At 61.4% G+C, this 20,209-nt stretch carries 19 protein-coding genes; 9 read left to right on the forward strand and 10 right to left on the reverse strand.

Annotated features, from left to right (window positions below):
• Nucleotides 1–27: 27 nt before the first annotated feature.
• From PspS35_RS06240 to PspS35_RS06250, 3 genes are read left to right on the forward strand one after another with little or no spacing between them, the layout of a single operon-like run.
• Entirely contained in the window at nucleotides 28–948 is a 921-nt protein-coding gene (locus PspS35_RS06240) for an arginase (protein ID WP_159937994.1), read from the forward strand.
• Nucleotides 945–1,325 carry a transporter gene (locus PspS35_RS06245; RefSeq protein ID WP_032891828.1) on the forward strand — a complete coding sequence of 127 codons (381 nt, stop codon included), beginning with the start codon at nucleotides 945–947 and terminating at the stop codon, nucleotides 1,323–1,325. Before PspS35_RS06240 ends, PspS35_RS06245 begins: the two co-directional genes overlap by 4 nt.
• Nucleotides 1,322–1,714 (forward strand): EamA family transporter, encoded by a 393-nt coding sequence (locus tag PspS35_RS06250; protein ID WP_159933193.1) that lies wholly within the window; start codon nucleotides 1,322–1,324, stop codon nucleotides 1,712–1,714. Before PspS35_RS06245 ends, PspS35_RS06250 begins: the two co-directional genes overlap by 4 nt.
• A 77-nt stretch (nucleotides 1,715–1,791) precedes the next feature.
• On the opposite strand, the gene PspS35_RS06255 is transcribed toward PspS35_RS06250, so the two are convergent.
• Nucleotides 1,792–2,547 (reverse strand): MipA/OmpV family protein, encoded by a 756-nt coding sequence (locus tag PspS35_RS06255; RefSeq protein WP_159933194.1) that lies wholly within the window; start codon nucleotides 2,545–2,547, stop codon nucleotides 1,792–1,794.
• A gap of 226 nt (nucleotides 2,548–2,773) precedes the next feature.
• On the opposite strand from PspS35_RS06255, the gene PspS35_RS06260 reads away from it, so the two are divergent.
• From PspS35_RS06260 to PspS35_RS06285, 6 genes are all read left to right on the forward strand, one after another.
• The gene (locus PspS35_RS06260) at nucleotides 2,774–3,472 is read left to right on the forward strand and encodes an MtnX-like HAD-IB family phosphatase (RefSeq protein WP_159933195.1); all 699 of its coding nucleotides are present in this window, start codon (nucleotides 2,774–2,776) and stop codon (nucleotides 3,470–3,472) included.
• Entirely contained in the window at nucleotides 3,465–4,859 is a 1,395-nt protein-coding gene (locus PspS35_RS06265; RefSeq protein ID WP_159933196.1) for an aminotransferase class III-fold pyridoxal phosphate-dependent enzyme, read from the forward strand. Before PspS35_RS06260 ends, PspS35_RS06265 begins: the two co-directional genes overlap by 8 nt.
• The gene (locus tag PspS35_RS06270; RefSeq protein ID WP_159933197.1) at nucleotides 4,856–5,785 is read left to right on the forward strand and encodes an alpha/beta fold hydrolase; all 930 of its coding nucleotides are present in this window, start codon (nucleotides 4,856–4,858) and stop codon (nucleotides 5,783–5,785) included. The genes PspS35_RS06265 and PspS35_RS06270 overlap by 4 nt, the downstream gene beginning before the upstream one ends.
• Before the next feature lie 180 nt (nucleotides 5,786–5,965).
• Nucleotides 5,966–7,093, forward strand: a complete 1,128-nt coding sequence (locus tag PspS35_RS06275) for a GNAT family N-acetyltransferase (RefSeq protein ID WP_159933198.1) — start codon at nucleotides 5,966–5,968, stop codon at nucleotides 7,091–7,093.
• Nucleotides 7,090–8,859 carry a HAMP domain-containing sensor histidine kinase gene (locus tag PspS35_RS06280; RefSeq protein WP_159933199.1) on the forward strand — a complete coding sequence of 590 codons (1,770 nt, stop codon included), beginning with the start codon at nucleotides 7,090–7,092 and terminating at the stop codon, nucleotides 8,857–8,859. Before PspS35_RS06275 ends, PspS35_RS06280 begins: the two co-directional genes overlap by 4 nt.
• On the forward strand, nucleotides 8,849–10,246 hold the full coding sequence (locus tag PspS35_RS06285) for a sigma-54 dependent transcriptional regulator (RefSeq protein ID WP_159933200.1): 1,398 nt from the start codon (nucleotides 8,849–8,851) through the stop codon (nucleotides 10,244–10,246). Before PspS35_RS06280 ends, PspS35_RS06285 begins: the two co-directional genes overlap by 11 nt.
• A gap of 25 nt (nucleotides 10,247–10,271) precedes the next feature.
• On the opposite strand, the gene PspS35_RS06290 is transcribed toward PspS35_RS06285, so the two are convergent.
• The 9 genes from PspS35_RS06290 to PspS35_RS06330 all read right to left on the reverse strand — a co-directional run bounded on the left by PspS35_RS06290 (nucleotide 10,272) and on the right by PspS35_RS06330 (nucleotide 20,130).
• Entirely contained in the window at nucleotides 10,272–10,610 is a 339-nt protein-coding gene (locus tag PspS35_RS06290; RefSeq protein ID WP_122309818.1) for a GlpM family protein, read from the reverse strand.
• Complete coding sequence (locus PspS35_RS06295) at nucleotides 10,610–11,947, reverse strand: sigma-54 dependent transcriptional regulator (protein ID WP_159933201.1); 1,338 nt, start codon at nucleotides 11,945–11,947, stop codon at nucleotides 10,610–10,612. The genes PspS35_RS06290 and PspS35_RS06295 overlap by 1 nt, the downstream gene beginning before the upstream one ends.
• Nucleotides 11,944–13,845, reverse strand: coding sequence for a sensor histidine kinase (locus tag PspS35_RS06300; RefSeq protein ID WP_159933202.1), 1,902 nt, complete (start codon nucleotides 13,843–13,845; stop codon nucleotides 11,944–11,946). Before PspS35_RS06300 ends, PspS35_RS06295 begins: the two co-directional genes overlap by 4 nt.
• Nucleotides 13,846–13,977: 132 nt before the next feature.
• Nucleotides 13,978–14,712 (reverse strand): amino acid ABC transporter ATP-binding protein, encoded by a 735-nt coding sequence (locus PspS35_RS06305; RefSeq protein WP_017526340.1) that lies wholly within the window; start codon nucleotides 14,710–14,712, stop codon nucleotides 13,978–13,980.
• Complete coding sequence (locus tag PspS35_RS06310; protein WP_159933203.1) at nucleotides 14,709–15,380, reverse strand: ABC transporter permease subunit; 672 nt, start codon at nucleotides 15,378–15,380, stop codon at nucleotides 14,709–14,711. The genes PspS35_RS06305 and PspS35_RS06310 overlap by 4 nt, the downstream gene beginning before the upstream one ends.
• Nucleotides 15,380–16,126, reverse strand: a complete 747-nt coding sequence (locus PspS35_RS06315; protein ID WP_017738299.1) for an amino acid ABC transporter permease — start codon at nucleotides 16,124–16,126, stop codon at nucleotides 15,380–15,382. Before PspS35_RS06315 ends, PspS35_RS06310 begins: the two co-directional genes overlap by 1 nt.
• Before the next feature lie 194 nt (nucleotides 16,127–16,320).
• A complete protein-coding gene (locus PspS35_RS06320; RefSeq protein ID WP_159933204.1) occupies nucleotides 16,321–17,247 on the reverse strand; it encodes a glutamate/aspartate ABC transporter substrate-binding protein in 927 nt (308 codons plus the stop codon).
• A 375-nt stretch (nucleotides 17,248–17,622) separates the two neighbouring features.
• On the reverse strand, nucleotides 17,623–19,161 hold the full coding sequence (gene glpD / locus PspS35_RS06325; RefSeq protein ID WP_159933205.1) for a glycerol-3-phosphate dehydrogenase: 1,539 nt from the start codon (nucleotides 19,159–19,161) through the stop codon (nucleotides 17,623–17,625).
• Between the two features lie 213 nt (nucleotides 19,162–19,374).
• Nucleotides 19,375–20,130 (reverse strand): DeoR/GlpR family transcriptional regulator, encoded by a 756-nt coding sequence (locus tag PspS35_RS06330; RefSeq protein ID WP_017526345.1) that lies wholly within the window; start codon nucleotides 20,128–20,130, stop codon nucleotides 19,375–19,377.
• Between the last annotated feature and the right edge of the window lie 79 nt (nucleotides 20,131–20,209).

Consider the following 20,209-nt stretch of genomic DNA (forward strand, 5'->3'; position numbering starts at 1 on the left):
CCCTAAAGCCATAGGGGACACATGACCTTGAACATTCTCGACCTCGACCACAGCCTCACGGCCCAGGCACCTATTGCCCGGCGCCTGGCCAGTGGCCGTGCCACGCGCATAGACCTGCTGGACCTGGGCCCAAAGCTGCGCTTGTGGTCCACCGAAACCACCTGGAAGCGCTTCACCGAACGCCTGGCCCAACGGCCACGGCCCACGGATGCGCGGCCGGACATCCTGTTTGTCGGCTCCGGCGATTATCACCACCTGACGCCGGCATTTCTCGCCGATCTCAAAGAACCCATCAGCCTGATCCACTTCGACAACCACCCTGACTGGGTGCGCTTTGCGCCCAAGCGCCACTGCGGTTCGTGGGTCAACCGCGCGCTGAAGATGCCGGCGATCAAACGCATCGTCACCTTGGGCCCGTGCAGCGACGACCTGCATAACCCGCAACTGCGTGGCGGCAATCTCGGTGCCCTCAAGCGCGGGCATTTGCAGCTGTTTCCCTGGCAGCACCCGCCGTCGAAAGTTTGGGGCCGGGTCGGCGATGGCGCCGGTCACCAGCAGCAGGAAAACCACCTGCACTGGCGCAACCTGGCAGAGCTGGATTGGGCGGCGTTCCTTGCGCAGATGATCAGCAGCCTGCCCACCGAGGCGATCTGGATCACCATCGATAAAGATGTGCTCGCCAGCGAAGACGCGGCCACCAACTGGGACCAGGGCGGCATGCGCCTGAGCCACTTGCTGCAAGCCCTGCGCGCTTTGGCGGCACGCAAACGCATCATCGGTATCGACGTGTGCGGCGAGTTCGCCACGCCGGCGTTCAGTAATGCGTTCAAGCGTTGGGAAGCCAAGTCCGACCAGCCGCCGCCGGAGCGTTGGAGCGCCGAGGATTTGCAGCGTAACGCCGCCACCAATGAGGCCCTGATCGGGCTGTTTGAGGAGTTGTTCCCGTGACGTTGACCGTGGTGTTGCTGGTGGCGTTTTCCATCGTGCTCGATGTGATCGGCCAGTTGTGTTTCAAGCTCGGCCTGGACCGTTTGCCGGAGCTGGAAGGCGGCTTTCGCCTGAACGCGTTCTGGGGCCAGGTGTTTAACGCGCCGTTGTTGTGGGCGGGAATCGGCGCCTACGTCATCGAGTTTTTCATCTGGCTCGAAGCCTTGTCCCGCGCGCCGTTGAGCCTGTTGTTTCCGGCCGCCGCGCTGGCCTATTGCGGGGTGGTGCTGGCGGGCAAAGTGGTGCTGGGCGAAACCGTCAGCCGCCGCCGTTGGCTGGGCACGTTGGTGATTACCCTGGGCGTGATGCTGGTGGCGATTGCCGGGAGTCAGGCATGAATTCGCACGCGTGGTTGCAGGGGCGTTTCGGCACCGTGGTGCTCTGGGCCTTGCTGATCTGCACCGAGAGCGCCGGGCAGTTGTTCACCAAGGTGGCCGGCGACCAGTTGGGGCAGATGGATTTCGATTGGCAGTGGCTGGCCAACGTGGCGCGCAACCCTGGGATCCTGGCGGCGATTGCCTGTTATATCGGCGCGTTTTTCGTGTGGATGCTGATCCTGCGACGCAGCAGTTTGTCCCTGGCGTTCCCGCTCAGCTCGCTGGTGTTTGTGGTGGTGCTGCTGGGCTCGTGGCTGGGGCTGGGTGAACATATCAGCCCGCTGCACTGGGTCGGGATGGCGGTGATTATCGGTGGGATAGCGCTGCTGGCCGAAGGCGAAGAGAACTGATACAGGCCATGAAATGCAGGCCAATGTGGGAGGGGGCTTGCCCCCTCCCACCTTTATATCTTCATACATCAAGTGAATCAGTCGAAGGTGTAGCTGATCGCTGTCTGCACCTGGCCCTGGTTCACATCCCCGGTCTGCCTGACGATGCTGCTGTCCGCCGCCGAGCCCACCAGGTGCACCCAGCTGGCGCTGGTCAGCAGCGACCAGTTGGGCGCCAGGGGGAACTGGAAACTCTGGCTCAGGGTGATGTTCTGGAAACCGCCGCTGGCGTTGTAGGCCTTGAAGCCCGTGGCGGCCGCCTCGTTGTCATCCACGCCGAAAAACGTCTGGGTCTGGCGCGCGTCGGCAAAGTGCGCGACCAGGCCGCTGCTGCCGATGACGCCACCGCCCAGCGGGTAACCCAGTTCACCGCCCACCTTGCCCAGCGCGCCGCTTTGCGAATGGCCACCGCCGACGGCCTGGCCCAACTGTGCGTAGACCCGCCAGAAGTCAGCCGGCGCGTACTGGATAAAGCCCCCGACTTCGGCCATGTCCGACACATTGCGCAGCCCCTGCAGCGAGCCGTTGGAGGTGCGGCCCTGCACGTAATTGATATACGGGCCGGCCGTCAAACCCTGGGTGTTCAGCGCGCTCCAGGTCAGGCCGTCGTCGGTGCCCAGGCTGACCGTGCCCCAGTCCAGGTCGAGGTAGGGCACGGGCCGGGTTTCGTAACGGCTGCCCGTCGGGTCGTGGGGTTGGTAGCTGACGCCTGCGCCGACGTCACCGGTGATGCCTTCGGCCTGGGCGGTGAGGCTCAGTAAACCGGCCAGCGCAGCGCATGTGATCCTCAACATGGTCACAGTTCCTAAGTGAATACACGCGCATGAACGCGCAAACCGCCGCGCCTACGCAAGCACTCATCTTGTTTGTAGCAAGCTACAAAAATTGTAGCTCCCACGACACAAAATCCCTGGCCACACCCAGATAACCCCCAGCCCTGTTGGGCTTTGACCAATTGGCACACTCCCTGCTCTACCCCTGGTGAAAGCGCAGACAGCGCACTCCATCAAGGTAACCACAATGATTGACTGGCATATCGTGTGCGACTTCGACGGGACCATCACCCCCACCGATGTCATCGACAACGTCCTCCAACGCTTCGCCGGCCCCGAGTGGGAAACCATCGAGCAGCAATGGCTGGACGGGCATATCGGTTCACGCGAATGCCTGAGCCGCCAACTGGCGTTGATCAAGGCCACGCCCAGCGAGTTGCTGGCGTATTTCGACAGCGTTGAAATCGACCCGGACTTTCCGGATTTCGTCGATCACGTGATCGGCCTGGGCGCGTCCCTCGAAGTGGTCAGCGACGGCATCGAACAAGGCATCGCGCGGATCCTGTCGCGCAATTACGTGACCTTGCTGCCGATCCTCGCTAACCGCCTGCGCCAGGTCGACCAGAACAGCTGGCGCATCGACTTCCCCCACTCAAGCGATGCCTGCCGCGCCGCGTCCGGCAACTGCAAGTGCAAATCCACGCCGCGCAACAAGCGCGTGCTGGTGATCGGCGACGGCAAGTCCGATATGTGCGTGGCCGCCACCGCCGACTTTGTGTTCGCCAAGGGCAGCCTCGCCGAGTATTGCGTCGCCCACCAGATTCCCCATGCGCGCTTCGACACCTTTGCCCAAGTGCCTGCGTTGCTGGCGCAACTGCCGCAAGGCATTGCCGCCAACGCGACTTCCTTCACTGCCGACACCCAGGAAATTTTCCACCATGTCTGATATCCGCATCGCTACCGCCGACGACCAGATCCTTCTGGATAAAGAAGCCAAATACTGCTCCTACGGCGACACCGTTCACTACATCGAGCCGCCGCGTATTTTCAGCCGCTGTGAAGGCTCCTACGTGTGGGACACCGAAGACCAGGCCTACCTCGACCTGCAAATGTGGTACTCGGCGGTCAACTTCGGCTACGCCAACCCGCGCCTGAACAATGCGCTGAAACAGCAGATCGACACCCTGCCGCAAATCGCCAGCCAGTACCTGCACAAGGGCAAGATCGAGCTGTCGGAAATGATCGCGGTGGACGCCAAGAACAAGTTCGGCCTCGACGGTCGCGTGCACTTTAACGTCGGCGGTTCGCAGTCCATCGAGGACTCGCTGAAAGTGGTACGCAACGCCACCAACGGCAAGAGCCTGATGTTCGCCTTCGAAGGCGGTTACCACGGGCGCACCCTCGGCGCGTCGTCGATCACCTCCAGCTACCGCTACCGTCGTCGCTACGGCCACTTCGGCGAACGTGCGCAGTTCATCCCGTTTCCGTACCACTTCCGTGGCCCCAAAGGCATGACCAAGGAAGAGTACGGCAGCCACTGCGTGCAGCAATTCGCCCGCTTGTTCGAGACCGAATACAACGGCGTGTGGGACCCGAAAGTCGGCCAGAGCGAATACGCCGCGTTCTACGTCGAGCCGATCCAGGGCACCGGCGGCTACGTGATCCCGCCGATGAACTTCTACCGTGAACTCAAGCATGTGCTGGACCAGCACGGCATCCTGATGGTGTCCGACGAAATCCAGATGGGCTTCTACCGCACCGGCAAGTTGTGGTCGATCGAACACTTCGACGTGCAGCCGGATGTGATCGTGTTCGGCAAGGCGCTGACCAACGGCCTCAACCCACTGGGCGGTATCTGGGCCCGTGAAGAGTTGATCAACCCGAAGATCTTCCCGCCAGGTTCGACCCATTCCACGTTCGCCTCCAACCCGTTGGGCACCGCGGTGGGCCTGGAAATGTTCAAGATGACCAACGAAGTCGACTACGGCGCGATGGTCATGGCCAAGGGCAAATACTTCCTCGAAGGCCTGCAGGACCTGCAAAAACGCTTCCCGATCATCGGCGACGTCGACGGCCTGGGCCTGGCGCTGCGCTGCGAAATCTGCGGCCCGGACGGCTTCACGCCGGACAAGGCGACCCTGGACTACATGGTCGAAGAAGGCATGAAAGGCGACATGGTGGTGGATGGCCAGAAACTCGGCCTGATCCTCGACGTGGGCGGTTACTACAAGAACGTGATCACCCTGGCGCCGTCCCTGGAAATCAGCTACCCGGAAATCGACCTGGGCCTGAAGCTGCTCGAGCAGTTGCTGGTGCGAGCGACCACACGGTGAAACGGGCAGAGATCGACCTCGGTGAAGGTGATGCCGGTTTCGTTCTCGGTGAGGGGCCGGTCGGGATCCTGTTGATCCACGGCCTGACCGGCACCCCGACCGAACTGCGCCAGGTCGCCAAGGGCCTGGCCAAGGCGGGCAACTGCACGGTGTACGTGCCCACCCTGGCCGGGCACTGCGGTGACAACAGCGACCTGCAGGCCACCGGCTGGCGGGACTGGTACGAAGGCGTGCGCAAGACCTTTGTGCAGGTCAAGCAGCGGCATGCGCAGGTGTTTGTCGGTGGTTTGTCTATGGGCGCGGTGATGTCGATGTATGTGGCGTCGGAGCATCCGGGCCAGGTCGCCGGGTTGCTGATGTACTCGACCACCTTGAAGTACGACGGCTGGAGCATCAACAAAATGGCGTTCATCACACCGTTGCTGATCCGCATTCCTTTCGGTGTGCGCTTGTTCCGCTTCACCGAGAAACCGCCCTACGGCATCAAGAACGAGCGCCTGCGAGCGATTGTTGAACGCCAGATGAAAGAGGGCGAGAGCAGCGAAGCGGGGTTGTTGACCATGGAAGGCGTCACCGTGCGCGAATTGCACTGGATGAACGCGGTGGTCAAGAAACGCATGCCCCGGATCAACGTGCCGGCGCTGGTGTTGCATTCCATCGAGGACGACATTACCAGCCGCTGGAATGCCGACTACGTCGAGCGCCACCTGGGCGGGCCAGTGACCAAGATTCTGTTGGATAACTGCTACCACATGATCACCGTCGACCTGCAATACCGGCGGGTGATTGAGTTGAGTGCTGACTTTATCCAGCGGCAGGTTTCCCTTGGCCAGCAGGCTTGTTGTAGTGAGCGGGCTTGCTGTGGTGAGCGGGCTTGCCCCGCGCTGGGTGGCGAAGCCGCCCCAAAACCTGCCATTGCGGTCTAGCTAAAGAAACTCATTGCCTGGATTGGGGCTGCTGCGCAGCCCAGCGCGGGGCAAGCCCGCTCACCACAAAAAGCCTGTTCACCACAAAAAGCATGTTCACCACAAAAAGCATGTTCACCACAAAAAGCCCCATTCACCACAAAAAGCCCGCTCACCCCAGGCCATAACTACGGAAATGATGTGATCACCACCCAAGCCTTCCCCACCATCCGGGCCCTCCAGCGCAGTGCGTGGAACGACTGCTTCCCCGGTGCCCTGGAGGACTGGGATTATTACGTCGCCGTGGAAACCGCCGCCATCGCAGATTTCCAGTGGCGCTACCTGGCCGTTTACGAAGATGGAACGTTGGTGGCCGTGGCGCCCGCGTTCATCACCCATTACCGCCTCGACACCACGGTGTCAGGCGCCGGCAAACGTTTCGCCGAACGCTTGGAACGCCTGTGGCCGGGCGTGTTGCAATTGGGCCTGTATGCCATCGGCTCGCCAGTGGCCGAGCGCTGTGACGTCGGGTTTGCCAGCCATGTCCCCGAATCGCGCCGCCCGCTGTTGCTCAAGCACCTGCTGAACGTTGCCCGCCAGGACGCGGACGACGCCGGTATCAGCCTGCTGGCCGTCAAGGACGCACCCAGCAACGATCCGCACTGGGCCGAAAGTTGCCGCGCTGGCGGTTTCCAAACGATGCCGAGCCTGCCCAGCGGTGTATTGCCGCTGCCCTACGGCTCGGTGGACGCCTACCTCGGCTCCCTGGGCAAATCCACTCGCAAAGACTTGCGCCGCAAGCTGCGCGCTCCCGGACCACGGGTGGAGTGGCGGCGCAATATCGATGACGTGCTGCCCGAGGTCATGCGCCTGTACGAAGCCACGCTCACGCGGGCCGAGTTGCAATTTGAACGCCTGCCGGCAGGCTACTTCACCGGCGTGCTCGAACGCCTTGAATCACGCGCAGTGTGTGCGCTTTACTGGGTGGACGAGCAACTGGTGGCATTCAACCTGATGCTGGTGGACGAGCACCGGCTGGTGGACAAGTTCTTTGGGCATGACGTGGCGTTTACCCGTGACTACAACCTGTATTTTCGCAGTTGGCTGACCAACGTCGACTACTGTATTGAACACAAGATCGCGCTGTACGAGTGCGGCCAGGCCGGGTATGCCAGTAAGCTGCGCCTGGGCTGCGAGTTCCAGGGCAACAGCGTGTTTTTTCGCCACCGCAACCGGCTGGTCAACGGCCTGCTCACGTTAGTAAAACTGTTTATTCGACCGGACCGTTCCGACCCTGCCATGGCTGCTGCGATAAGCGAAACACGATGATCACCAAGACCCGCCAGAAAGCCCGTCCCTTTGCCATTTCGCGCTGGAGCGTCCAGCGCAAGCTGGTGCTGGCGTTCTGGTTGGTCAGCGTGGTGCCCACCATGATCGCCGCGGAGCTGGCCGCCACCACGCTGTCGCAGATTTTCGACAGCAACGTGCGGATCTGGCTGCAAGAGTCGACCAAAATCGTCAAGGACGAGATCGGCGACATCCTTCACGACAACGCGCGCATGGCCAAACTGTTCCTGCGCTACACCAGCCCGCCCGAGAGCAAACAAGCGGCGCGGCACGACCGGCTGACGTCCGACATCGCCGATGCCACGGACATCGACGTGGTGGCGCTGATCCGCGTCAGCGACCACAAAACCGTGTTCAGCACCGCCGCCGATGACATCGTCAAGCAGATCAGCCTGACCAGCAACGCGGTGTTGCAGACTGTGCAGGTGGCGGGGGTGAGCACCGGCATTGTGGTCTCCACCTTTGACACCAACCAAGACGGCGTCGATTACCAATTGCTGGTGGCGACCTATCTCGACAGCAGCTTCCTCACCAGCGTGGCCGACGTGCATTCCCTCGACCTGCGCCTGTACCTGGCCAACCCGGACGGCTTCTCGGAAATCTTCTCGACCCAACGCTTCGAGGACCACCCCGCGCGCATTCCCAAGAACGTCGAAACCGCGATGCGCAGCACCAAGCAGCCCAGCGAGCAGTTCACCAATAACTACAGCGGTTTGTACTGGCCGATCTTCAACGACGCCGGCGACCTGCAAGGCGTGATTTTCAGCGGCCTGCTGCGCCATAGCAGCCTGGTGGGGCTGGTTAACCAGAGCAACCTGTTCGTCTTGATATTCCTGGTCAGCTCGGCGCTGTCGTTGGCGGCGGGGGTGTTGGTGTCGCGACGCCTGACCCGGCCGTTGCGGGACTTGTCCCAAGGCGTGGGCGCGGTGATTTCGGGCAACTACACGCACCGTGTAGCGGTCAGCGGCGGCGACGAGTTGGCGCAGCTGAGTAGCACCTTCAACCATATGACCGAGCGCCTGGGCGAGTTGCATCACCTCGAAGCCCAGTTGCGCCGGCGCGATCGCCTGCATGCCCTGGGCGAAGTCGCTATGGGCCTGGCCCACGAGATCCGCAACCCGCTGGGCATCATCAAGACCGCCACCCAGTTGCTGCACCGCCGCGCTGACCTGCCGGATACCGACAAGCGCCACTTGGAATACGTGATCAGTGAGGTCAGCCGCATCAACGAGTTGATCACCGAGTTTCTCGATTTTGCCAAGCCGAATCCGCCGCTGCGCGTGTTGCAGCCGGCTCGCCCGCTGGTGGAGGAAATCCTCGGCTTTTGCGCGCCCGAACTGGCGACCAATACCATCGATGCGCAGATCGACGACCAGGCGCCGGGCGCGATGATCTACGCGGATGCCAAGCAACTCAAGCAGGCGTGCCTCAACCTGATCCTCAACGCCATCGACGCGATGCCCGACGGCGGGCGCCTGACCCTGGGTATTCGCACGCTCGGCGCCAACACCGTGATCAGCATTGCCGACACCGGCCAGGGCATTGCGGCAGAGATGGTCGAGCGCATCTTTACGCCTTTCGTGACCACCAAGGCCTCGGGCACCGGCTTGGGCCTGGCCAAGGTCTATTCGATCATGGAAAGTCACGATGGCAGCATCGAATGCGCCAGCGAGAAAGATGCCGGCGCCACCTTCAGTCTGTACATTCCAGCGATGGGCGAAGACGACGAGGACAGTCATGACGCATAACATTCTGGTGGTCGACGACGAACCCAAGCTCTGCGATCTGCTGGCATCGGCCCTGGGCCAGAACGGCATCCAGGTGTTTATCGCCGGCAACGGCCTGCACGCGCTCAAGGTGCTGGAACAGGAAGACATCGACCTGGTGATCAGCGACTGGCGCATGCCTGGCATGGATGGGCCGGCGCTGCTGGCTGAGATCAAGGTGCGCTACCCCCATGTGCCGGTGATCGTGATGACCGCCTACAGCACGGTGAAAAACGCCGTGCAGTCGATGCGCAATGGCGCCTATGACTACATTGCCAAGCCGTTCGATATCGACGAGCTGGACATCACCGTGGCCAAGGCCCTGCAGTTTCGCGACATCCTGCGCGACAACGCGCGCCTGCGCGCCGAGCTGAACGAGCATGCGCAGTTCGATAGCCTGGTCGGCGACAGCCCGGCGTTTCGCACGGTGCTGCAAGCGGTCGATTCCGTGCGCGACAGCAGCGCGACCATTCTGCTGACCGGCGAAAGCGGCACCGGCAAGGAAATGGTCGCCCGTGCCATCCACAAGCACGGTAGCCGTGCTGACCAACCCTTTGTCGCGGTCAACTGTGCGGCGATCCCGGAGGGGCTGCTGGAAAGCGAGATGTTCGGCCATCGCAAAGGCGCATTTACCGGCGCCGTGGCCGACCGGGTAGGGCGCTTTATGCAGGCCGACAAGGGCACGCTGTTTCTCGACGAAGTGGGCGACATGCCCCTGGCGTTGCAGGCCAAGATCCTGCGTGCGTTGCAGGAGCGGGTGATCGAACCGGTGGGCGACCCTCGCGAACGCAAGGTGGATGTGCGGGTGATCGCCGCCACCAACAAGAACCTGCTGGAGGCGGTGGCCAACAAGGAATTTCGCGAAGACTTGTATTACCGCCTCAACGTGTTCCCGATCCCGCTGCCGGCCCTGCGCGAACGTGTGGAGGACATCGCACCCCTGGCCCGGCACTTCGCCCACACCCTCAGCGCCACTGCGGGCAAACGCATCACCGGCTTCAGCCCCGAGGCGTTGCAGGCTATGGCCGCGTATCACTGGCCGGGCAATATCCGCGAGCTGCAAAACTGCGTGGAGCGCGCGACGATCGTGGCGGCCTCACCCGTCATCGAGGATATCGACTTGCCGGGTTACCTGTTTGCTTCGAAGCCGAGCGAGGGCGGTGTGACGGCGATCCTCAGCGACGGACCGGGCATTCCCCAGGACCTGGATGCGGCGCTGGCGGAGGTGGAGAAGGCTTACATACTGGCGGCGTTGCAGGAGAGTCATGGGGTGCAGGCAGCGGCGGCGGCGAAGATCGGGATTTCGGAGAGGAGTTTCTGGTATCGCTTGAAGAAGCTGGGCATCCAGGTCGACAAGATCGTCCGCTGACACGCCTCAATCCAAGTGTGGGGTGTCAGGTGTGAAGGCGCACCCAGACGCTGACCAGCACCGTCGCGGCCATCAACCACGCTACCGCCGCCAAGGCCAGCGACGCCTCCAACCGCATCCGATCCACCAGCACATACAACGTCGCCAGATACACAAAGTACGGAATGATCGACCACATCCCGAACAGGATCGTGGTCTTCAGGTCGTCCACCGAGCGGCCCTTGCCGACGATGTAATGGGCGATCAACGCAAAGGTCGGAAACAGTGGCACCAACCCGGCGATGTAATAGTTCTTGGTCTTGGCCAATGCGGCCAAAATCAGCACCACCGCCGCCCCGAGAGCGGCCTTCAAGAATAGATCCATCAGTGGCTCAACCCGTATTTTTTGACTTTGTCGAACAGGGTGGTTTTGGCCATCCCCAGTTCCAGGCTGGCCTGGGTCAGGTTGCCGCCGCTGCGTTGCAGGGCGTCGCTGAGCAGGTTGCGCTCAAAGGCTTCCACCGCTTCGGTAAAGGCCAGGCCCTGGTTGCCGCTGCTGGCGCCGCTTTTCTTGAAGGCGGGCAGGCCCAGGGCAAAACGTTCGGCGACGTTGCGCAACTCCCGCACGTTGCCGGGCCAGTCGTGGGTCATCAGGCTGGACAGGGTCTGGTTGTCCAGCTCCGGCGCCGTGCGGTCGAAACGCAGGGACGACTGCTGCAGGAAGTGTTCGAACAGTTGCAGGATGTCTTCGCGGCGTTCGCGCAAAGGCGGCAGTTCCAGGGTGACCACGTTGAGGCGGTAGTACAGGTCGCTGCGGAACTGGCTGGCGCGGCTCAGTTCGTCGAGGTCGGACTTGGTGGCGGCGATTACCCGGCAATCCACCGCCACGCTCTGGTTTGAACCGAGGCGTTCGAGGGTGCGTTCCTGCAAGACCCGCAGTAGCTTGATCTGCAGGTTGATCGGCATACTTTCCACTTCATCGAGGAACAGCGTGCCTTCGTGGGCGTGTTCGATCTTGCCGATGCGGCGTTTGCCGGCGCCGGTGAAAGCGTTGGCTTCGTGGCCGAAAATCTCGCTTTCGAACAGGTTTTCCGGCAGGCCGCCGCAGTTGAGGGCGACAAACTGGTGCGAATGGCGGCGGCTGAAATCATGCAGGCAACGGGCGACCAGTTCCTTGCCGGTGCCGGTCTCGCCTTCGATCAGCACGTTGGCCGACGTGTCGGCGACGTTGGCGATCAATTCGCGCAGGTTCTGCATGGCCGGGGAGCGGCCGATGATGCGGCCTTCCAGCGAGTCACGCTCGGCCAACTGGCGGCGCAGCGACCAGACTTCCCGCGCCAGCCCGCGTTGTTCCAAGGCGCGCCGGGCGACGTCCACCAGGCGCTCGGGCGAGAAGGGTTTTTCCATGAAGTCGTACGCACCATTGCGCATCGCGCCCACGGCCATGGAGATGTCGCCATGCCCGGTGATCAGCACCACCGGCAGGCTTTTATCCAGGGCCTTGAGGCGGGTGAGCAGCTCCAGGCCATCGATGCCCGGCAGGCGGATATCGCTGATGACAATGCCCGCAAAGTTTTCGCCGATGCACTTCAAGGCCTCTTCGGCACTGCCCACGCCGACGCTGGGGATGTCTTCCAGGGCCAAGGCCTGCTGGCAGCCGAGCAGTACGTGGGGGTCGTCTTCGACGATCAATACGGTGAGTGCTTGAGGATCAATATTCATGTCGACTCAGCTTGTTGAGCGCCCACCAACGGCAGGCTCAGGACAAAGGCAGTACCACCGCTGGCCGGATGCTCCACGGCGAGGTTGCCGCCGGTGGCCGCCGCGAGGCTGGCGGACAGGGTCAGGCCCAGGCCCAGGCCTTGCTCGCCGGGCTTGGTGGTGAAGAACGGTTCGAACAAATGCTTGCGTGCCTCGGCGTCGATGCCGTGGCCGTTGTCGCGCACCTGCAGGCGGTATTTACCCTCGGCGACGCTGCCTTCCAGCCACAGCTCAGGGGCCGGTTGCGCTTGCATGGCGTCGAGGGCGTTGCCGATCAGGTTGACCAGGATCTGCTCCAGGCGCGTCTGATCGATCTGCACTTGGGCCGGGTCGAAGCCGCGGTGCACGGTCAGCGGCAGGTTGTCCAGGCGTGCGCCGAGTACCTGGAACGCGGCGTCCACCGCCTTGGTGAGGCTGGCCTCGCCCTGGTCGTCACCGCGCCGGGCAAACGAGCGCAGGCTAGCGGTGATACGGCCCATGCGGTCGATCAGTTCGTTGATGGTCTTGAGGTTGGCGCTGGCGGTGTCCAGGGCGCCGCGTTCGAGGAAACGCACGGTGTTGCCGGACAGGGTACGCAGCGCGGCCAGCGGTTGGTTCAGTTCATGGGCGATGCTGGTGGACATCTGGCCGATGGCGGCGAGTTTGCCGGCCTGCACCAGCTCATCCTGGGCGCGGCGCAGGGTTTCTTCGGCCTGGCGTCGTTCGCGGATCTGGCCCTTGAGCCGTTCGTTGCTGGCGCGCAGGTCGGCGGTGCGTTCGGCAATCCGACGTTCCAGTTGGCTGTTGGCTTCCTGCAAGGCCTCCCGCGCAGCGAGGCGGGTGGCGATGACTTTGCGCCGCTCATTCCAGGCAATCAGCAGGAATGCCACCAGGCCAAACGCGACAGCCACCAGGATGCCCTGGTTGATCGCGGCGCGGCGCAGGTCGTTGAGCGGGGTGAGCAGGGTGAAGTTCCACGGTGTGTCGTTGAGCGGGCGGGTTTGCGCCAGGTAGCTGACTTCGTGTTCGTCGTTGACCACTTCGCTGTTGGCCGGGAAGGTGAGTTTTTCGGTGCCTTCGTTCAGGCGCTCGCGGGCCAGCGGTTCCAGCGCGTTCAGCGTGGCCCAGTAGTATTGAAGGCTGTGGGCCAGGCGATCCTTGGTCTCATCGCTCAACGGACGCACGGCCTTGAGGCGGCGGGCCGGGTCGCTGGAGAGGATGATGATGCCATTCTCGTCGCTGACAAAGGCTTCCAGGCGCGCGCGTTGCCAGCGTTCTTCCAGCGCTTCGAGGCGCACCTTGACCACTGCGACGCCGATGATCTTGCCGTGCTCTTCCAGCCCGTGGGCCAGGTAATAGCCGGGTTCGCCATTGGTGCTGCCGATGCCGTAGAAACGTCCGGGCTGGCCTCGCACAGCGTTCTGGAAATAGGCACGGAAGGACAGGTCTTCACCCTGGTAACTGTCGGCATCGCGCCAGTTACTGGTGGCCAGCACCCGGCCAGTGGTGTCCATCACATAGATGGCCCGACTGCGACTGCGTCGGTTCAGGCCTTCGAGGTAATCGTTGACGCTCTTGCGGGTTTCCTGGCTCGGGTCGGCGAGCAACTGCGAGACGCTGGTCTCCAGCTCCAGCAGGCTGGGCAGGTAGGTGTATTTGCTCAGTTCACTTTCAACGGTGCGGGCATGCAGCTCCAACTGGCGCTCGCCCGTGTCGCTGAGGGTGCGGATGCCGTAGTACTCACTGATCCAGAAGCCGATGTAACCCAGGCCGATCATCAGGGCGATGATCAACGGCGGCAGGAACAGTTGGCGAATCAGGCGAGGTTTCACGGCAAGTGATGGCGGTGCGGCGCGAAATTGGTTGGGGTCGCATTTCATCACAGATGCCTTGGGTCAACCAGCAATGGTGCAGGAGCCTGTTTTTTTGATGATGAGCTCGGTGGTGAGAGGGCCTAGTGTGGTGTGGTGAGCGGGCCCGCTCATCACACAGCAGGCCCTATCCACCGGGGCTTAGTGTTGCAGGATTTTCTCAAGGAAGTGCTGCGCACGTTCGGAACGGGCGCTGATGTCGCCGAAGAATTCTTCTTTCGGGCAGTCTTCGATGATCTTGCCAGCGTCCATGAAGATCACGCGGTCGGCCACTTTGCGGGCGAAGCCCATTTCGTGGGTTACGCACATCATGGTCATGCCTTCCTGGGCCAGTTGCACCATCACGTCCAGCACTTCGTTGACCATTTCCGGGTCAAGGGCCGAGGTCGGTTCGTCGAACAGCATGACGATCGGGTCCATGGCGAGGGCGCGAGCAATCGCCACACGCTGTTGCTGGCCGCCGGAGAGTTGGCCCGGGTGCTTGTGGGCGTGCGCCGACAGGCCCACGCGCTCCAGCAGTTGCAGGCCTTTCTTGGTGGCTTCTTCCTTGCTGCGGCCCAGTACCTTGATCTGCGCGATGGTCAGGTTTTCGGTGATGGTCAGGTGCGGGAACAGTTCGAAGTGCTGGAACACCATGCCCACGCGCGAACGCAGTTTCGGCAGGTTGGTCTTCGGGTCGGCGATGGAGGTGCCGTCGACCACGATGTCGCCCTTCTGGAACGGTTCCAGCGCGTTGACGCACTTGATCAGGGTGGACTTGCCCGAGCCCGAAGGCCCGCACACCACGATCACTTCGCCTTTTTTGACATCAGTGCTGCAATCGGTCAGCACCTGGAAGTCGCCATACCACTTGTTGATGTTCTTGATAGAGATCATACGGCAAACCTTTTTTGCAGACGCTTGACCAGCAGCGAGGCGGAAAAGCTGATGATGAAGTAGACGACACCGGCGAAGATCAGGAACTCATTGGAGCGGCCGATGATGTCGCCGTTGGAGCGGGCGGAGTTGAGGAAGTCCACCAGGCCCACGGTGTAGACCAGCGAGGTGTCCTGGAACAGGATGATGCTCTGTTGCAGCAGCAACGGGGTCATCTTGCGGAACGCCTGGGGCAGGATGATCAGGCGCATGGTCTGGCCATAGGTCATGCCCATCGCTTGCGCTGCGCCCATCTGGCCCTTGGGGATCGACTGCACGCCGGCCCGCACGATCTCACAGAAGTACGCGGCTTCGAACATCATGAAGGCCACGACGCAGGAGGTGAACGCACCGATCGGGGTGTCTTCGCCGGTGATCCAGCGCAACACGAACGGCACCGCCAGGTAGAACCAGGTGATCACCAGGAGCAGCGGGATCGAGCGGAAGTAGTTCACGTAGGCGCCGGCCACACGCGACAGCAGTTTGCTGGATGACAGGCGCATCAGCGCCAGTACGGTACCCAACGCGATACCGCCGACCACGCCCATGACCATCAACTGCAAGGTCATGACCATGCCGTTCCACAGGCCCGGAATGGCGGGGATGATGCCGCTGAAATCGAGGTCCATTATTTACCCCCCACGGAGATCAGGCCGGGCACGGCGACTTTCTTCTCGACCAGGCGCATCAGCAGCATCAGGCTCATGTTCAAGGTGAAGTAGATCAGCGTGGCCAGGGTGAAGGCTTCAAACAGGTTGGCCGAAAACTCGGCAGTCTGTTTGGTTTGTGCCAGCAGTTCCATCAAACCGATCAAGGACGCCACGGAGGAGTTCTTGAACACGTTGAGGAATTCCGATGTAAGCGGCGGAATGATGATGCGGTAGGCCTGTGGCAGCAGCACGTTCCAGTAGATCTGCGGCAGCTTGAAGCCCATGGCGCGCGCGGCCGATTCCTGGCCCCGTGGCAGCGCCTGGATGCCGGTGCGCACTTGCTCACACACACGGGCGGCGGTGAACAGGCCCAGGCACACGACGACGCTCAGGTAGGCCGAGGTGGTCGGGTTCAGGTCTTGTTTGTACCAGTCCTGCAGGTTTTGCGGCAGCAGGTCGGGTATCAGGAAATACCAGATGAACAGCTGCACCAGCAGCGGCACGTTACGAAACAGTTCCACGTAGCAGGTCGCGATGCCCGATACGAGGCGGTTTGGCACAGTGCGCATGACCCCCAGAATGGAGCCCAGCAGCAAGGCGATGATCCATGCCACGACAGCGATGGCAATGGTCCAGCCCAAGCCGGCGATGTACCAGTCGAGATACGTCTCGCTGCCCACGCCGGTGGACTTGAAGAACACGCCCCAGTCCCAGTTGTAATTCATTAGGGTCTCCCCTCGAAATCGATCGATGTACAAGCACCCGCTTGGGGAAAATCCATTCCCGCCTGACGATGAACGCCAGGCACACGCGATCGGCTCGGAAACCGCCAGGTCGAGTGTTCCAAAGTAAAGCCAGCAGGTAATCACAGACGCCTGAGGGAGGGTTGGCTCCCTCAGGAGATAAGGTTAGATCAGTGTCAGATTTTTACGTCAGGCGCTGGCTTATCGCTTGGGTTGGCGATCAGCTCTTTAACCTTGTCGCTCATTGGGAAGTTCAGGTTCAGGCCTTTAGGTGGAATCGGGCTTTCGAACCATTTGCTGTAGATCTTGTTGATCTCGCCGGACTTGTACAGCGCGGTGATGGCGCCATCCACGGCTTTCTTGAAGTCTGGGTCGCCTTTGCGAACCATGCATGCATAGGCTTCGAAGGACTGTGGAGTACCGGTGATTACCCAATCATCCGGCTTCTTGGCCTTGGCTTCTTCGCCGGCCAGCAGGGCGTCGTCCATCATGAACGCAACGGCACGGCCGCTTTCGAGCATCTGGAAGGATTCGCCGTGGTCTTTGGCGGAGATGACGTTCATGCCCATTTGCTTGTCGGCGTTCATCGCTTTGATGATGCGCTCGGACGTGGTGCCCGCGGTGGTCACGACGTTCTTGCCTTTGAGGTCAGCAAAGTCAGCGTAGGACGGCTTGCCTTCCTTGTCTTTCTTGACCAGCAGACGGGTGCCGATTTCGAAGATGTTGACAGTGAAGTCGACTTGCTGGGCGCGCTCGGCGTTGTTGGTGGTGGAGCCGCACTCAAGGTCCGCAGTGCCGTTCTGGATCAGCGGAATACGAGTTTGCGAGGTAACCAGGTTGTACTTGGCCTTCAGGTCGGGCTTGTTCAGGTCTTTTTTCAGTTGCTCGACGACAGCCAGTTGGATGTCGTGGGAGTAGCCAACTGGTTTGCCCGAACCATCCGCGATGTAGGAAAACGGAATGGAGCTGTCGCGGTGAGCGAGGGTGATAGTGCCGGAGTCGTTGATTTTCTTCAGTGTGCCGGTGAGTTCGGCGGCAAAGACTGGAGTGCTGATCAGAGCAGCAGCGATAGCTGCGCCCAGGATATGGGGAACGATGCGCATCAATACTTCCTCGACATTTGTTTTTTTTATGAAGCCAGTTAGACGGCTCTCTTGTACAGCGAATGCCCGTGACGGCTCCTGAGGCGTCCCAGACAATCGTCCAAGAGTGTAGAGCATGAGTCGTGCCAGGCCATGCTAAAAAGGTTAACTATATGATTTATATGATGATTAACTTTGTGTGACGGCAAATATATAACCGTCTGATCCGGCAAACCGAATAGGTTGCAGTGTCGTGTTCGGAAAACCGAATGCTGTAGGGCTTCTGTAGGAAAGAGCTTGCTCACGAAGAAACACAAAAAACGCCGCGTTTATTTTGGGTAAACGCGGCGCTGTCGAGTTTTTTCGCGAGCGAGCTCGCGCCTGCATCGGGGGGAATCAGGCTGCTTGGATCTTGCTGCGGTCCTGCTCAACCTTGGACAGGTAGCGTTGCAGGTTGTCCTGTTCTTGCGGAGTGGTGAACAAGCCAAGCTTGGTGCGACGCCACAACACGTCCTGGGGTTGGGTTACCCATTCTTGCGCGCACAGGTAGTCGACTTCGCGGGTGTACAGGCCGCCACCCAGGTGGTCACCCAGGTCGGCCAGCGATTGCACGCCTTCGAGCAGGCGCCAGGTACGGCTGCCGTAGGTGGTGGACCAACGGCGAGCGATCTCGCTCGGCACCCAGTCGAATTTGCTGCGAATGGCCTCGGCCAGGGCTTCTGGCGAGGTCATGTCTTCGCCGCCCGGCAGGCTGGCCTTGGCGGTCCAGCTGGGGCGCATCTGGGTGAAGTACGGCGCCAGTTGGGCCATCGCCGACTCGGCGAGCTTGCGATAGGTGGTGAGTTTGCCGCCGAACACCGACAGGATCGGCGCTTCGCCCGTACCGCCGGACAGCGACAATGTGTAGTCGCGGGTGATGGCCGATGGGTTGTCCGACTCGTCATTGCACAGCGGGCGCACGCCGGAGTAGGTATGGACGATGTCGTCGCGGCTCAGTTGTTTCTTGAAGTGCGCGTTGACCACCTTGAGCATGTAGTCGGTTTCACCTTCGGTGATCGCTACTTTTGCCGGGTCGCCGGTGTATTCGCGGTCGGTGGTGCCGATGATCGTCAGGTGGTTCAGGTACGGAATGGTGAAGACGATACGCTGGTCTTCGTTCTGCAGAATGTGCGCATGGGCGCCTTCATACAGTTTTGGCACGATCAGGTGGCTGCCCTGGATCAGGCGGATGCCGTAGGGCGAATCCAGCTTCAGGTCGTCCTTGATGAACTTGGCGACCCACGGGCCGGCTGCGTTCACCAATGCGCGAGCGCGGATCGAGAACAGGCTGCCGTCGGCGCGCTCCATGTTCATGTCCCACATACCATTGCTGCGGTGCGCGCTGACGCAACGGGTCTGGGTGTGGATGTGCGCGCCTTTTTCGCGGGCGGCCATAGCGTTGAGCACCACCAGGCGGGCGTCATCGACCCAGCAGTCGGAATATTCGAACCCCTTGGTGATTTCGCTTTTCAGCGGGCTGTCGGCGCCGAACGTAAGGCTTTTGGAGCCGGCGAGCTTTTCGCGCTTGCCCAGGTGGTCGTACAGGAACAGGCCGGCGCGGATCATCCACGCTGGGCGCAGGTGCGGGCGATGTGGCAATACGAAGCGCATCTGCTTGACGATGTGCGGGGCCTTGGCCAGCAGCACTTCGCGTTCGGCCAGGGCTTCGCGCACCAGGCGGAATTCGTAATGTTCCAGGTAGCGCAGGCCGCCGTGGATCAGCTTGCTGCTGGCAGAGGACGTGTGGCTGGCCAGGTCGTCCTTTTCGCAAAGGAATACCGACAAACCGCGACCGGCTGCGTCTGCTGCGATGCCGACGCCGTTGATCCCGCCGCCGATAACGGCAACGTCATAGACTTCGGCAAGCGGTGGAGCAGGCAAGGTGGAAGGGTTCATCGGCTGGCCTCGCGATTTTTTCGTCTTGGAATTCGAACATTAATGTTCATTTGCGAAAATGGTAGCTGATAAACGCGGGCGCAGCCACTCGAATTCGATTGAAAAAACTCATCGAAGGGTGGGGAAAGGAAGAATTGTGAACATGAGACTGGGAAGGTGGGTGTCAGATGGATCGTCATCGGGGGCTTGCCCCCGATGGCGGCGGTACAGGCGCTACACGACTTCCAGCCGAACCTTATGCTCATTGAGCAACTGCACCAACGCCGGCACCGGCTGCTGGTCGGTCACCAGGCAGTCCACCAGGCTGATCGGCCCCAGGCGAATCATGGCATTGCGCCCGAATTTGCTGGAGTCCGCCGCGAGGATCACTTGGCGTGCATTGGCGATGATCGCCTGGGAAACCCTGACTTCCTGATAATCGAAGTCCAGCAGGCTGCCGTCCTCATCAATGCCGCTGATACCGACCAAGGCAAAGTCGACCTTGAACTGGTTGATGAAGTCGACACTGGCCTGGCCCACCACACCGCCGTCACGCCGCACATTGCCGCCGGTCAGCAGCACGTCGAAGTCATCCTTGGCGCTGAGCATGGTGGCGACGTTGAGGTTGTTGGTGATGATTTTCAGGTGGTTGTGATTGAGCAGCGCACGGGCGATCGACTCGGTAGTGGTGCCGATATTGATGAACAGCGAGGCGTGATCGGGGATTTGTGCGGCGATGGCTTCGCCGATGCGCTGTTTCTCGTCGCGCATCTGGTCGGCACGCATGGCGTACGCGGTATTTTCGACACTGGAGTCATAGGCCGCGCCGCCGTGGTAGCGGCGCAGCAGATTGGCGTCCGCCAGCTGGTTGATATCGCGGCGGATGGTTTGCGGGGTGACAACGAACAACTGCGCCATTTCCTCGATACTCACGTAGCCGCGTTCGCGGACCAGTTCGAGGATTTGTTGTTGGCGGGGAGGCAGATTCATGGGGCGTCCTTTGGGCTGCCATACAAAAGTGGCCCATGATGACGCAGGAATCTGCTCCCGACCAGTTACAACCGGCGCT

The sequence above is a fragment of the Pseudomonas sp. S35 genome, from assembly GCF_009866765.1.
In the GTDB taxonomy this organism is placed as follows: Bacteria; Pseudomonadota; Gammaproteobacteria; order Pseudomonadales; family Pseudomonadaceae; genus Aquipseudomonas.